This window comes from Kaistella antarctica (genome assembly GCF_900109615.1).
In the GTDB taxonomy this organism is placed as follows: domain Bacteria; phylum Bacteroidota; class Bacteroidia; order Flavobacteriales; family Weeksellaceae; genus Kaistella; species Kaistella antarctica.
In genome coordinates this window covers 472,551-487,910 of the sequence record NZ_FOIX01000002.1, presented here as the reverse complement: position 1 = coordinate 487,910, position 15,360 = coordinate 472,551, and the positions used below count along the sequence as shown (strand labels likewise).

The 15,360-nt window shown below is 36.6% G+C and carries 12 protein-coding genes; 4 read left to right on the top strand and 8 right to left on the bottom strand.

All coding sequences use genetic code 11. From position 1 onward, the window contains the following. Positions 1-3: 3 nt before the first annotated feature. The gene (locus BMX49_RS06870; RefSeq protein ID WP_051803544.1) at positions 4-2,160 is read right to left on the bottom strand and encodes a M12 family metallo-peptidase; all 2,157 of its coding nucleotides are present in this window, start codon (positions 2,158-2,160) and stop codon (positions 4-6) included. 156 nt (positions 2,161-2,316) lie between these two features. On the opposite strand from BMX49_RS06870, the gene BMX49_RS06865 reads away from it, so the two are divergent. The 3 genes from BMX49_RS06865 to gldG all read left to right on the top strand — a co-directional run bounded on the left by BMX49_RS06865 (position 2,317) and on the right by gldG (position 5,351). Next, entirely contained in the window at positions 2,317-2,862 is a 546-nt protein-coding gene (locus BMX49_RS06865; protein ID WP_034716531.1) for a CopD family protein, read from the top strand. A 90-nt stretch (positions 2,863-2,952) separates the two neighbouring features. Then, positions 2,953-3,681, top strand: coding sequence for an ABC transporter permease (locus BMX49_RS06860; protein ID WP_034716533.1), 729 nt, complete (start codon positions 2,953-2,955; stop codon positions 3,679-3,681). A gap of 23 nt (positions 3,682-3,704) precedes the next feature. After that, positions 3,705-5,351, top strand: coding sequence for a gliding motility-associated ABC transporter substrate-binding protein GldG (gldG, locus tag BMX49_RS06855; RefSeq protein ID WP_034716535.1), 1,647 nt, complete (start codon positions 3,705-3,707; stop codon positions 5,349-5,351). Positions 5,352-5,547: 196 nt separating this feature from the next. On the opposite strand, the gene aspA is transcribed toward gldG, so the two are convergent. From aspA to BMX49_RS06835, 4 genes are all read right to left on the bottom strand, one after another. Continuing rightward, the gene (gene aspA / locus BMX49_RS06850; RefSeq protein ID WP_034716537.1) at positions 5,548-6,954 is read right to left on the bottom strand and encodes an aspartate ammonia-lyase; all 1,407 of its coding nucleotides are present in this window, start codon (positions 6,952-6,954) and stop codon (positions 5,548-5,550) included. A gap of 137 nt (positions 6,955-7,091) precedes the next feature. Further along, on the bottom strand, positions 7,092-8,252 hold the full coding sequence (locus tag BMX49_RS06845) for a porin (protein ID WP_051803546.1): 1,161 nt from the start codon (positions 8,250-8,252) through the stop codon (positions 7,092-7,094). A 45-nt stretch (positions 8,253-8,297) separates the two neighbouring features. Continuing rightward, complete coding sequence (ansB, locus tag BMX49_RS06840; protein WP_126337065.1) at positions 8,298-9,350, bottom strand: L-asparaginase 2; 1,053 nt, start codon at positions 9,348-9,350, stop codon at positions 8,298-8,300. 43 nt (positions 9,351-9,393) lie between these two features. Beyond that, entirely contained in the window at positions 9,394-10,725 is a 1,332-nt protein-coding gene (locus tag BMX49_RS06835) for an anaerobic C4-dicarboxylate transporter family protein (protein WP_034716540.1), read from the bottom strand. Between the two features lie 192 nt (positions 10,726-10,917). On the opposite strand from BMX49_RS06835, the gene BMX49_RS06830 reads away from it, so the two are divergent. Continuing rightward, entirely contained in the window at positions 10,918-11,565 is a 648-nt protein-coding gene (locus BMX49_RS06830) for a Crp/Fnr family transcriptional regulator (RefSeq protein WP_034716542.1), read from the top strand. Positions 11,566-11,571: 6 nt separating this feature from the next. On the opposite strand, the gene BMX49_RS06825 is transcribed toward BMX49_RS06830, so the two are convergent. The 3 genes from BMX49_RS06825 to BMX49_RS06815 all read right to left on the bottom strand — a co-directional run bounded on the left by BMX49_RS06825 (position 11,572) and on the right by BMX49_RS06815 (position 15,336). Then, entirely contained in the window at positions 11,572-12,000 is a 429-nt protein-coding gene (locus BMX49_RS06825; RefSeq protein ID WP_034716545.1) for a DUF4268 domain-containing protein, read from the bottom strand. A 114-nt stretch (positions 12,001-12,114) separates the two neighbouring features. Then, the gene (kbl, locus tag BMX49_RS06820) at positions 12,115-13,308 is read right to left on the bottom strand and encodes a glycine C-acetyltransferase (RefSeq protein ID WP_034716546.1); all 1,194 of its coding nucleotides are present in this window, start codon (positions 13,306-13,308) and stop codon (positions 12,115-12,117) included. Between the two features lie 96 nt (positions 13,309-13,404). After that, positions 13,405-15,336 (bottom strand): M1 family metallopeptidase, encoded by a 1,932-nt coding sequence (locus tag BMX49_RS06815; protein ID WP_034716548.1) that lies wholly within the window; start codon positions 15,334-15,336, stop codon positions 13,405-13,407. Between the last annotated feature and the right edge of the window lie 24 nt (positions 15,337-15,360).

Genomic DNA, 15,360 nt, shown 5'->3' with positions numbered 1-15,360 from the left:
TATTTATTTTTTAATTATTTTCTTGGTCACCGTTTCTTTTGCGGTTACGATATTCACGATATAAGTTCCGACAGGCGCGGTTGAAAGATCTACCTTCTGCTCTAAGCCCGAAGCTTTAGTTAAAGTTTTAACCATTTTCCCAGAGGCATCAAAAATTTGATAAGACAAGATTTGATCTTTGGAAACAATGGTAAAGAATCCTTTAGCACCAGTAGGTGAAATAGAAATTCCATTCTTCAATGAATTTTCTCCCGTTGCCAAAGATTTACATTCGAAAGTTGCAACCCAACCCGCGGCATTGTTATTTGCATTGGGTGTAAATCTAAAAGTAATTGCTCCCGTAGCATGAGTCGATTCGAAAGGACCCGGAATCGTGTTTCCACTTATATTGGTAGCTCCTGGAAATCTGGTAGAGCCAATGTTTGGACCGTCATAAACAATCACATAGTCGGCACCTTGCTCCGTCGCAAATTCAGTGAACGTCATCTTCAATTTATCAGTAGAATTTGTTGGATAAAAAGTTTTAATAAGCGGTTGACCATTTAAGTATTTACCATTTTCACCTCCACTATCTGTAAATTTGACTCCTGAGCACCAATCTGCATCAGTTAGAAATAATTTTTCATAGGCGAATGTTTCTGGACCTGTACAATCAGTTCCTACCGCTAATAAATAATAAGCACCTTCAGCTAAGCCAGTAAAATTAAGAACCTTGTTGGTAGTAACTCCTGCATCGACGATAGTGCCATCCGGTTTTGAAAGTCTATATTTCCAGCTTGTCCCCGTGTTGTCGGCAATAGTTGCCGTAAGAGAGGTTTTAGTTATCGTTCCTAAATTTAAACCAGCTACGGTAATCGCGCAAGAGGTAACACAGTTTGTGCCTAAACAACCTTTGGAATTGATTTTATTAATAATTAAGGCCGCAGGTTGTGGACCAAAACCATTAGAAAAATTAACTCCAACGCTCCCAACTAAATGGCAGTAACTCATAATTGTTCCGCCCTTTCCTGGTAACGGAGCATTACAACCTTCATCATTTCCAGACGCTGGGCCACAGCCATCAATGGCGGTATTGTCTCCATTCCAACGACAAGCGTGAGTATGTGGAGATCCTAAGTTATGTCCGATTTCGTGGGTCATCGCCATGATATTCCAAGAATAGGTAGGCACATTAGCATACGAAAAGTTCACTCCTGAATAAGAATAGTTAGAAGCAGTACACAAAACATCTAAATAGGCAATACTCGTGGTAGCCGGATTTCTAATTAACTGTGCAACATCTCCATTAAAAGAAGGACGACCTGCTCTGAATTTTGATAAGATTTCATTCGGTGTACCAGTGTAAGGATCTACAGAAGTCCAAACATATATTTCACTTAGCGCTACCGTAATTCCGTCGTTTGCATAAAGTGTTGAGATATTATTGTGCATTGCAGTTACCCAGTTTCCAGTCGTGGTAACGTTGGAACCATTTTGAGTGTACGGGCCGTAACCTGCTTCATAATAAATACGAACACAATTTGAAGTTTGTGGGGCTGTCATAGTAACCGGATCGAAAGTGGTTCCTACATTCTGATTTTCGACCAACTGATCAGCAGAGCAAGAAAACGGATTCGCTCCTTTTAATTTTTCGTCGTTATAAGAAACAAAATCTTCAGAATTTTTTGCTTTTCCAATAACAATGTTTCCAATATCTTTAATAGATGTCACTCCTACCACATCATCATTAAAGAAACTAAAGGCGACTAATGATTCATTATCACCCTTTACAATTCCTTGGTAATAAGCACCAGCGCTATAATTTGAATAACCTTTGTCAGTATTAACTTTAAAATCATGGGTGAAGAAATTATTCTTCACTAATTCCACCGTAATCATCTTCCCTTCGAAAGGGAAGGTCATTTCTAAAGCATCTGGTCGTTCAGAAGCGATTCTGCTGCTCTCAGATTTATTTAATTTCATCACGGTAATATCTTCTGCGGCAGCTTTGTACAGTGCCATTTTTTGGGCAGATTGATCAACCGTAAATAAGTTATACTTCACAAATGATTTATTTGCAATTTTAGAATCATTTACTTTTTTGGCAATCGGCTTCAAATTTTGTGAAAACCCAAAAGCGAAGATTACCAAACTGAACAACAATTGGAAAACTCTTTTCATAATATTTACTATTTAATTTATTATTTTACAAAAAAACCAAAAAAAATCGGGATAAGCCCTAAATATAGGAATTTTAACACATTTAAAAATAGCTCTGATACCAACTTTTCAAAAATGATGAGATAATTCTATTATCTTTGCAACTAAAATTTTAACATGCTTTATACCATTCTCAAAGCCGTTCATATCATATTCATGGTTAGTTATTTCGCAGGTATTTTTTACTTGGTTCGGCTTTTCGTCTATTATAAAGATACCGATGAATTTGAGGAAAATAAAAAACAGGTTTTGCGCGAACAATACGTTTTTATGGCCAGAAGATTATGGAATATCATCACCGTTCCGGCTGGTGTGATCATGCTGGTTACTGGTGTGGCATTGATTATCCTTAATTTTGGCTTAATGAAAACGCCCTGGTTTCATTTGAAATTGACTTTCTTAATTGGACTTGCGGCTTATCATTATTGGTGCTGGAAAAAGGTTCTGCAAATTAAAAATCTTGATGGAAACATTCTGCCAATCGCCAATCTAAAACTTCGACAATCCAATGAAATCGCAACCTTTATTTTATTCCTAATCGTCTTTACTGTGATTTTAAAATCAATGGTTATTATATTTTGGTGGCAATTAATTGTAGGGTTTATCGTTTTGGTTGCTCTGATTATGATGACGGTGAAATTGGTGAATAAGAAAAGTAAGTAATTGGTAATAAGCAATGAGTAATTGTGAATGTCCATGGTGAATCTTCGAACCTTGAAACTCGCATCTGAAACCTCAACCTCAATCTAATATATGTTTGCACTATTTAAAAAAGAACTTTGGACTTATTTCGGAAACTGGAGCGCCTGGTTGATTATCGGAGCATTCAGTTTAATAGGAACGCTGTTCTTATTTTTCTTTGAAAACGATTCGAATATTTTCGATATTGGATCGGCTACTTTACAGAGTTATTTCGTATTAGTTCCCTGGTTGTTGATGTTTATCATTCCAGCAATTGCCATGAAAACTTTGGCAGAAGAACAACAGTCTGGCACGTTACAGTGGTTATTTTCGCAACCCATCAAAATATCGGAAATTGTTATTGGTAAATTTCTAGCTGTTTGGTTGGTCGGAATTTTATGCTTGTTGCCTTCACTGGTTTATTTGTACACCGTTTACGTTTTAGGCATTCCAGAAGGAAACATTGATTTGGGCGCAACGCTGGGAAGTTACTTTGGATTGGTTCTATTAATTGCGGCATTTTCTGCCGTGGGAATTTTAGCCTCATCACTGTCGCAAAATCAAATTATGGCGTATTTGCTCGGCGTCTTCTTATCGTTCTTTTTATATTTCGGAATCGAACAATTGGCGAGTTATAAATTGTTAGGAGGTGCAGATTATATCATTTCTAATATCGGCTTTTATCAACATTTTCTCGCTTTCACTAGAGGATTAATCGATTCCAGAGACGTTTTGTATTTTATTGTCGTGATCGGGATTTGTTTGTTCCTGGCTAAAGTTTTTGTCGAAAAGAAAAAATAATTCAGTTTTTATTGCTTTTAAAAATGAACAAAAAAATCATCATCCAAATTATTTTCGCTTTCCTATTGTTAATGGGAATTTTTGCGAAACGTTTTGATTTAACGCAAGAAAAGAGATATACGCTTTCTGAGGCGACCCTTAAAGTTTTAAAATCGGTTGAAAAACCTATGACTTTCGATGTTTATTTAGATGGTGATTTCCCGGCAACTTTTCGCCAGTTGCAGAATGAGACCAAATTTATGCTTGAAGAATTTCGAAAGGTTAATCCGAACATCGACTACAAATTTATCGATCCGATCAAGACTAAGATGTCGAAAGATACTTTAGCTGCCATGGGAATTCAACCTTCGATTTTGCCCGATATGAAAGAAGGTAAAATTTCTGAAATAGTCATGTTTCCGTACGCTGCCATTAAATATAATTCTCAGGGAACTTCAATACCTTTAATTGTTAATCTGTCCGGCATTGATGCTTCTGAACAGTTGCGCAAATCGATTGAGAACTTAGAATATAATTTTGTTTCCAATATTAAAAGAATAACGGCCGATCGCAAAAAAACTATTGGAATCCTCATCAATCAAGATGAACTTCGCCCAGACGAATTTCAGGGTTTTATGGAAATGGCTTTAGAAAATTATAATGCGGGACCTATTATTCCTAAGAATCAAACTGAACTCACATACGAAGATGTACCTCAACTCCAACACATGGATGCTTTGGTCATTGCGAAACCGCGGAAAGCTTTTAGTGAAAGCGAGAAAGTAATTCTGGACCAATACATTATGAATGGCGGAAAAACTTTGTGGATGATCGATGCTGTGAATGCAGAAATGGATACGCTTTTTCAGGCCAAAAAAATCATGGCTTTTCCCATGGAAACAAATCTGACGGATTTCTTTTTTAATTATGGAATTCGATTAAATGCCGGCTTGGTTAAAGATTTCAAAAAATCGGCACTCATCAGAATTGTATCGGGTGAAGTTGCGGGAAATCCACAATACAGCAGTTTTCTCTGGCCTTATTTTCCATTAGGAATTGCTGAAAATAAAAATCCCATTACCAAAAATATCAATCCTGTAAAGTTTGAATTTCCAACATCGATTGATACCTTAGGACGAAAAGACATTAAGACTAAGGTTTTATTTGAATCCAGCGACAGAACGACGACTAAACAAGTTCCGGATTATGTTGCGCTATCCGAAATTGTACAAGCAGATTCAATTAATAGTTCAAACAAGCCGACAGAACCGAAAATTTTTGCAGTCAGTTTAGAAGGCAAGTTTACTTCTGCATATTCAACAAGAAGTGAGAAAAATATTTATCCGAACTTTAAAGCTGAAAGTCCTGAAAATAAAATGATCATCATCGCGGATGGTGATATAGGAAGAAACCAAATTTACAAAGGAAACGCGCTTCCACTCGGCGAAGATTTATTGACTAAACAAGCTTATGGCAATGAACAATTTCTGAGAAACGCTCTCGATTTTCTTTTAGACGATTCTAATTTAATGGAACTTAGAAACCGAAATATCGAAGCCAGATTACTCGACCGACAAAGAATTGATGAGGAACAAAGTTATTGGCAATGGCTGAATTTATTATTACCCTTAGCAATAATCGGATTGTTGGGAGGATTCTTCTACTGGTGGCGAAAGAGAAAATTCGGCTAAATCAAAAAACCTTCAAGGATATAATCTTGAAGGTTTTTTTTATTTTCATTTTTGTGAAACATTAGTTTCCAATGAATGAATAATAAATAACGGAGCTAAGGATTTTGTTATGAAAAAAAACAATTTGGAATACACTTTTAACAAAAAATCTAAAAGCAAACATTAAATCCTAGGCTCCATTATTAAAGTTAAATATCTAGTTCACTGCATCGTGAGCACTCAACATATTTTTCGGATCTAGAATATCATCTAATTTTTCTTTCGAAAGAATGTTTTGTTCTAACACTAATTCATACACAGTTTTACCGGTTTCCATTGCTTGTTGAGCGATTTTCGTACTGGCTTTGTATCCAATGTAAGGATTCAACGCAGTTACGATACCGATGCTGTTCATCACTAAGTTTTTACAAACGTCGCGGTTAGCGGTAATTCCATCAATACATTTGGTTCTCAAAGTGTCCATAGCTCTTTGCAAGTAGATCATTGATTCAACAATCGACGCACAAAGCACGGGCTCCATTACATTTAATTGCAATTGTCCTGCTTCAGCTGCGAAAGTTACTGTCAAATCATTACCGATTACTTTAAAGCAAACTTGATTAACTACTTCTGGAATGACAGGATTTACTTTTCCTGGCATAATGGATGAACCTGGCTGCATGGCAGGAAGATTAATTTCATTAAGACCTGTTCTTGGTCCTGAAGATAGCAATCTCAAATCATTACATATTTTCGAGAGTTTCACCGCCAAACGTTTCAAGGCGGAAGAGTAAATTAAATAAGAACCTGTATCTGGTGTAGCTTCCACAAGATTTGGAGCAGATACGAAATCTTCACCCGTTAACTTGGCCAATTTTTCTGCACAAAGTATCGGATATCCTTTTGGTGCATTAATTCCAGTTCCAATTGCAGTGCCACCCATATTTATTTCTAAAAATAAATTAGAAATATTATTCAACAAAGTAATTTCTTCATCTAAAGTTGCCGCAAAGGCTCCAAATTCTTGACCCAAAGTCATCGGAACTGCATCCTGCAATTGCGTGCGACCCATTTTAATAACATCGCTAAACTCAGTTCCTTTTTGTCGGAATGAATTGTTCAGTTCAGCTAAATGTTTCACCAAGATCTGATTCATTCTGATGACAGTAAGTCGAACCGTGGTCGGATATACATCATTTGTAGACTGCGAAAGATTCAAATGATCATTCGGGTAACAATGTTGATAATCTCCTTTTTCGTAGCCCATTATTTCTAAGGCACGGTTGGCAATAACTTCATTAGCATTCATATTCACCGATGTTCCGGCACCACCTTGAATCATATCTACGGGAAACTGATCGTGAAACTGTCCGTCGATAATTTCGTGACAAGCCTGAGAAATTGCAGCCATCATTTTATCATCTAAAAGACCCAGTTCATGATTGGTTTGCGCAGCGGCAAGTTTCACATAAGCAATCGCTTTTACAAATTCTGGATACTCACCCATTTTGTTACCGGTGATGTAGAAATTGTCTACCGCTCTTTGAGTTTGAACTCCATAATAAGCGTCTTTAGGAACTTGTAATTCTCCGAGTAAGTCGGATTCTAATCTATAATTTTCCATTGTAATAAATTTTAAAATTCAATTATTACTGAATTTCTGATTTTAATATTCTTCTAAATTTTTAAAGAAATTAATAAATGATAAGAAGCGGAAAGAATTTTTAAGTAATTCTTTCTCACTTCTTAATTATTTTAAATTTAATAAGCTTTAATTCTGTACATCAATCCTAGACTAACTCGGTTGGTGTTGTAATCTTTCAGAGCAGGAAGAGCATCTGTAAATTCATACTTTCTGCCGATGTAGGCTAAGAAAACCTTTAAGTCCTGATCTTTGAACGGCATATATTCTACACCTCCGAAATAACCGTACGCTTTTCTGAAATTATCGTCATAAGTTGGTACGTTGTTCACCGAAGTGGTTTCGTATAATCCTTTTGCGAAAATATTCCACTGTGGCATTGGTTGATAATCTGCTTTTAGGATGAACGTGTTAGAAGTAACATCTTCAAAAACTTTCATATCATTCGCAGCTAAATAATCTGCACCATCCATTGTAGCGTAACCCAATCGGTCAATATCTTCATCAGCTCTCATATAATCGAAAGCCAGTTGAAATTTGCTAAGGTTTAATTTATTACCCAGCGTGATCATGTTAGAGTACTTGTCTTTTGCTTGAGTTTGAATTCCGTAAGCCCATCTTGTTTGAAACTGGTTATTTAAGAAACTACCATTCCAATTCAGAATATAGGTTAAAGGACTCGCAGATGCCTCGATACCTTGTGAAGATAAATCACCATAAATATCTTCCATTTTTGAATTTCGGCTGTCGGTAATCTGAAATTGTAACTCTTGCGTTTTGGTAGCTTGATAGATAAAGTTGGCACCCAACATAAAGTTATCCATGTTTTCTATAAAGTCTGAATATTCGTAAATACTCATCGGGTTGATATCAAATTCGAATGTTCCCCACGCTTGAGACTGTTTACCAGCGACAATCGTAAATTTATCAGTAGCTCTATATCCAACATACATAATGTCGGTTGCTTTTGCAAGATTATCTAAAGATTGCGCGGCAGTTGATTTATTCAAACGATGACGGAACCTATAGAAGATTTTTTCATTAAGATCACCTTTGATCTCCAAACGCAATTGTCTTGCTTTAAATGCCACTTCTGTATCTTGACCTTCCGTCGCTATAGCATCTAAACTCGCCTGGAAATTGAAGAATATATTAAGTTGTTTGTTGTGACTTTCTAAAGATTCAATCTTATCTTCAACAGGAGTTGTAGTAGGATTTTGCTGAGCATAAACTCCCAGTGAGAAAACGCAGGCGGCTAAGGTTGTTATATATTTTTTCATTGCTAATTAATTTTATCTATTCAATGACTTTTGTAAGTGTTACAATTAATATTCATTAAAATATTGCTGAATTTGTTTCCAATCTTTAGTTTTTGTTAACGAAAGCATTAATAGAATTCTGGCTTTTTGTGGATTAAGAGTTTGAGAGGCTACGAAATTATATTTTGCGTCATCGATTTCAGCGTCTAGAGTTGTTGCTCCTGTAGGGATTCTAGAAGAACGAACGATTTGAATTCCTTTTTTCTGTGCGTCAATTGCTAAGTCGAAAATAGTGTGGTAGAAGTTTCCGTTACCAACGCCTGCGTGTACAATACCATCAAACTTCGCATTGATGAAGGCTTTCATGGGTAAGTCTGATACGTTTGAATAACTATAAACGATTCCCACTGTTGGCAATTTGTTCATTTTATCAACATTGAATACTGATTGGTATGTGTGTTTGTTGCCTGGCATTCTGTTGTAGTTCACTTTACCATTATGAATATAACCAAGTGAACCGTAATTAGCTCCTTTAAATGTTGCTACATCCAATGTGCTTGTTTTCGCAACATCGTGTGCATCTAAAATGATATCATTCATTGCAACCATAACTCCTCTTCCTTTAGATTCCGGGCTTGCTGCAACAACTACTGCATTGTATAAGTTTAAAGGTCCGTCTGCACTCATCGCATTTGCTGGACGCATTGATCCAACTAATACAACTGGTTTTTGGCTATGAACTGTAAGATTCAAAAAGTAAGCTGTTTCTTCCATCGTATCGGTACCATGAGTAATTACAATTCCGTCATAACCTTCTTCATTTAATAGTACATTGATTCTTTTTGCAAGTTTCAACCAAACGTCATCATTCATATCTTGAGAACCGATTTTTACCAATTGTTCTCCAGTAACATTCGCTACCGTTTTTACCTCAGGAACGGCTTGCAATAGTTGATAGATTCCAAGTTCACCGGCGGTGTAATTTGATTCTGTAGTTGATTTACTTACTCCGGCAATCGTACCACCGGTAGCAATAATTCTGATCTTCGCATTTTGAGCGGAAATAGCCGCAGACATCGTCAATAAGACTGCGAGCATTAAGTTTGTGATTGTTTTCATAATAATGATTTTAAAAATTTATAAATTATTTTTTATTTTTTAATTACATAAAACTGATAATGAGATACCCAACGCTTATCGCTACAAGGGTGGAAACAATTCCTGGGATCTGAAAGGAGTGATTGATCACATATTTACCGATCCTTGTCGTTCCAGTCCGGTCGAAGTTAATCGCGGCAACTACGGTAGGATAATTAGGAAGGAAGAAATAACCATTCACTGCTGGGAACATTGCTAGTAAAGCTAGTGGAGGAATTCCCAAGGCCAATCCTAAAGGATATAGCGTTCTAACTGTTGCAGCTTGGCTGAACAAAAGGATTGACATTACAAATAAAGCAAAGGCGAATAAGAAAGGATATGCAGTAACTACTGTTTGAATATTGTCTTTAAAGAATGCCAAATTACCATTGAAGAAAGTATCACCCATCCACGCAATTCCAAAAATCGCAATAACTGCTTGCATCCCGGCGATGAAAATACTTCCATTGACTGCTTTTGTTACATCGGCTTTAGAGAAAATAAGTATCATTCCAGCCGTAGACATCATAATGATTTGTATAATCTGCGCCATAGTAACGTTCACGATTTCACCATCGATATTAAAAGAGGGTCTTAAACTAGGTATTGAACCGAAAAGAACTACAGAGAAAACTCCCATTAAGAAGAGAACCACAGCGATCAGCGGTTTGTAACCAGCTTGATTATCGACACCTGTAGAAGGTTCGTGGTGTTTTATTAAACCTTCTTGCAATCTTTTAAGATACACTGGATCTTTTTCTAAATCCACGCCTACAAAATTTACTACAAAGGCACCTACTAAAACCCCAATGATTGTTGCAGGCACACAGACCATCAAAATGTCGATCATTTCAATACCTTGACCGCCTAAAAGGCTCGTACTTAAAAGAGCTGCAGTTGCTGCAGATATAGGACTTGCGGTAATGGCTTGTTGAGAGGCGATAACAGAGATACTTAAAGGACGTTCGGGACGCACTTTGCTCTCTGTAGCAATCTCAGCGATAATCGGTAATAAAGAATAAGCAATGTGACCGGTACCCGCTAAAAACGTAAAAACATAACATACAATAGGGGCAAGAAAAGTTATAGAGTCAGGATTTTTCCTTAAAATCTTCTCAGCTACTTTAACAAGATATTCTAGTCCGCCGGCTGCTTGTAACGCTGAGGCCGCAGTAATTACGGCAACAATCATTAACATTACTTCTATCGGTGCTTCTCCTGGAGGTAGACCAAATAAGAACACCAATACAGACATTCCCAACATTCCAAAAATACCTAAACCAATCCCACCTACTTTGGCTCCTATAAATATAGCGGCCAAAACCACTAATAGTTGTAAGTATACTGCGTATTCCATGTGCTTGTTTTTATTTATGTAAAGGTGCGATGGAATAGATCGGATTCAAATTTTTCCGATATGAAGTATATTTCAGTCAGTTGTTAGTTTCCTCACAGGTGCGTGTGAACTTTTATTTTGTTGATTTATCTCACCTTGGCGCGATAATTTTTTTATTTTAATCACCGTATATTGGCCCCTTATTAAGAAACGATGATTGTACCATACGAATATTTAGAAAATCCTATTTTTGATCACTTAACCGATCGGGAAAAGGCGGTTCTAAACTCGAATGCGTCGCTCCTGAAATTTGATCAGGAAGAAATGTTCATTAAAAATGAAAGTCTTCTGTTTTCTGTTTTTTATATTATCAAAGGAGAAGTGAAAATAAAAGACGATAAATGCCGCCTCATGGATCTGTATGGCGAGAAGGATTTTATAGGATTGCGTTATTTGTTTAATGAGGATCCGGTTTTTTTCTCAGCTTATGGCGTGAAAGGAACTCAAGTTATTCAATTTGAAAAAAATGTTTTCAAAAAATTTGTTACAACCAATTCGAAATTCCTGGTAGATGTTTATAACGAATCTTCTAAAAATGTAACCGCGCTAACAAAAAATCTTTTAAGCTACAAGGCTCTCAAAATCAATGGTGCGCTGGCAGATTTCCTATTGCACTACAATGAAAAAGGTTGCCTACAATTTTTAAAACAGAAAGAGATCAGTGAGGTTCTAGGATATTCAAGAGAAAACGTGAATAAATGTCTGAACGATTTTACAACCGAAGGTTACATTAAATATACCGACGAGCAAATAGAAATTCTTAATAGTGAAGGTTTAAAATCTATCCGTAAATTCGGATAAGGTTCCTTACACATCTTTAATAAAATCTTCATATTCGTAATACACGCGTTCAAATCCGTCCATTTTTTCTATAAAAAATTCAAAGATTTCTTGCCACGTATTTTTATTATAAATAGAAACGTTTTCTTTGGTAATCCAAAATCGAGAAATCACTTTTCCGTTTTCTAAAGTGTAATATTCATCTTTTTGAATGGTGCCAACTTCTTCCTCTAATATAGATTCCAGCGACCAAATTTTTTCGAAATAGGCATTCCGAAAGAGTTCATCAGTAATTTCTATATCTAAAGAAACCTCAGCCTTTTTGGGATCAGCATTAAATTTAAAAGAGAAATCTTTAATTTTGGTATGGTATAAAATCCACTTTCTTGGAAAACTCTTTCCAAAGGCGATCCAGAATTCTTTTCTAATTTGCTGTGCTTCTTGCTTTGTAAACATTTCAATAAAATTAATACCGTGCGAACATACTTATTTTTTGTTGCTTCCTAAACTTTTAAGACCTAAAAAAACCTTCCATTACAGAAGGTTTTAAATATAATTCAAAAGAAGTTTCTAAATCACTCCCAAATCTTTTCCGACTTTTTCAAACTCCGCAATCGCTTTGTCTAAGTGTTCTCTGGTATGGGCCGAAGAAAGTTGAACTCTAATTCTCGCCTTCCCTTTTGGTACAACTGGGAAGAAAAATCCGATGACGTAAATTCCTTCCTCCATTAAATGTTCGGCCATTTTTTGGGCTAAAGGTGCGTCGTATAACATTACTGGTACAATCGCTGCCTCACCATCAGGAATATCAAAACCTCTGGCTTTCATTTCTTTTCTAAAATATTCTGCATTTTCCATCACTTGATCTCTCAAAGTGGTATCATCAGAAATCATATCTAAAACTTTTATCGCGGCACCAACGATTCCTGGAGCCAAAGAATTCGAGAATAAATAGGGTCTTGAACGCTGTCTTAACATGTCGATGATTTCTTTTTTACCTGACGTAAATCCACCCAAGGCACCACCGAGAGCTTTTCCTAAAGTAGAAGTAATGATATCTACTCTTCCCATGACGTCATTAGCTTCGTGCGTTCCACGGCCAGTTTTACCGATGAATCCTGTGGCGTGAGAATCGTCGACCATTACTAAACAGTCATATTTATCAGCCAAATCGCAAAGTCCTTTTAAGTCAGCGACAATTCCATCCATTGAGAAAACACCATCCGTCACGATGATTCTAAATCGGTGGTCTTTTTTGGAAGCTTCAATCAATTGCGCTTCCAAATCTGCCATATTATTATTCTTGTACCGGTATCTCGCTGCTTTACACAAACGAACGCCATCAATAATGGAAGCATGGTTTAATTCATCAGAAATAATGGCATCCTGGTCCGTAAATAATGGTTCGAAAACGCCGCCGTTTGCATCGAAACACGCGGCATATAAAATCGTGTCTTCTAATCCTAGAAATTTAGAAATCTTAGCTTCTAATTCTTTATGAATATCCTGAGTTCCACAGATAAAACGTACCGAAGACATTCCGTAGCCGTGGCTTTCGATCATGTCTTGGGAAGCTTTCATTACTTCTTTATTATTCGACAATCCCAAATAGTTATTGGCACAAAAATTCAAGAGTGTTTTTCCGTTGGCTTCAATGACTGCAGATTGCTGTGAAGTAATGATTCGTTCGGTTTTGAACAAGCCATCATTTTTAATATTTTGAAGTTCGGTCTGTAAATTTTCCAGATAATTTTTAGAAATCATATTTAATTATTTTGAGTTGCTAATTTACGAAAAAAAGCCCTCTTTCGAGTGCTTTTGTAAGGTTGTTATTGTTAACATAAGGTTAAACTTAAACAACTATTCTTTAATAAATTTCAAATTCTTATCTGCAATTTTTAAAAGATAAACTCCCTTTGGAAGAGCGTTTACATTGATTGTATTACCATTAGAAATCGTTCCCTTATTTACTCTTTTTCCATCAACACTATAAATTTCATACTTCTCATCTTTGGATATTCCCTCGATAGAAAGTTGGTCTTTAACAGGATTAGGATAGATTCTCATTTCATTTTTAGCAGTATCATTTACGGCAAGAATTCCCGTGTCTTTCGTTACCGTAGAACCTTTGGTAATCATTTGATTATCATAATTGAACTGTACAGAAGCCACATTAAAAGTAAGCGCTTCAGCAAATCCTTGCCCATCAGAGGTATGATCTAAGGCAAGATAAACTACTTGGCCGCCAGTTCCGGTAATTTTAATTGGCAAAGGCATTTCGTAGAAACTCACTGAAGGATGACTTTGAGTTTGACCGACTTTAAAGCGAATAACTTTATCTGCAGTTTGGTTCCATTTAATTTGATAAGACGGATAGCCCTGCCCATAAATCCAATCGTTAAAAAATTCAGTAAAATCTTTACCTGTGGATTGAAGCAACGAATTTTTTAAATCATCGGTTCTCACGTAATTATAGGCAAGATTCGGACGGGAATGATATTCTTTCAAAGCTTGATAAAAAGCCACATCGCCCAAAACCCATTTCATCATTCGTACGACAAAACCACCCTTGGAATAAGATAATCTGCCGCTAAAAACGGCATTGGTATTTCCTAGATTAGCATCAGCGACATAAACGCTTCCGCTGGTAGAATTGGTTATGTAACTTATTTCATCAGCCAGAAAAGATTTAAATTGAGCGTTGGTCATTAGTAGTTTTTCATTGGCAAGATGCGCACCGTAGGTTGCAAAACCTTCATTAAGCCAGATATCATTCCAAGCGCCCGTGGTCACTTTATCGCCAAACCATTGGTGAGCGAGTTCGTGGGCTATTAAACCTTTGCTAAAACCGCCCATTGACGACATGGTGGCGTGTTCCATTCCACCGCCCCAACCGAATTGCATGTGCCCATATTTTTCGTTTCGATAAGGATAAGGTCCAAAGTATTCTTCAAAAACATTCATGATATCCTTAGTCCAGTTAATATTCGCCATGGTCGTTGCATTAGCTGCCGTGGAAGGATAAACGTAGTTGACGAAAGGAAATGGTGGCGTACCCATCACATCATTAAACTTTGTGTAATTGGTAATTCCCAAAGCCACTAAGTATGCAGGAATTGGATAATTGGTTTGCCAGAAAGTCAATTTTTTATTTCCTGGTAAGATGGTCTCAGAAAATAATTTTCCATTAGAAGCCACATTATATTGGAACGGCGTTGTAATCTTGATATCCACTTTATCAATTTTATCATTCATGCTCTGTTTCGTCGGAAACCATTCCTGAGCGCCATAGGGTTCAGAAAGGGTGAATAAAACCGGAGTGCCACCTTGTGTAGAAGTTGAAAATGCATCACCCGCACTTCCAGAGCTGTCGGGCGCACCTGAGTATTTAATTGAAAGAGAATCTAACGTGGCCGCAGCAAGTGCCGTCGGAAAATCAATTTTTAATTCCTTGGTAGATAACTGAGTAAAAGGTAGACTTGCTCCATGATATTTCACCTCAGAAACTGTCAAAACATTAGAAAAATCAAAATAGATGCTGGAGATATTTTGGTTGGGAACGAAATGACTTGTAACCGTACCATTCACAAAATACTCAGCTGGATCTAGATCCATTTCCAATCTTTGGTATTTTAAATCGTAATTCAAGGTGTTTGGATTCACGTTGTAATTCAGCATTTTCGCATACTGCTGCGATTCACTTTTAATAATGCTCTTTCTATCAGCCTCTTCGTTTTGACCAAAGATTTGCACGAAAGACAACATTAAGGCAAGTACATAGAATTGTTTCATTGATTCAATTATTTACCGATAAAG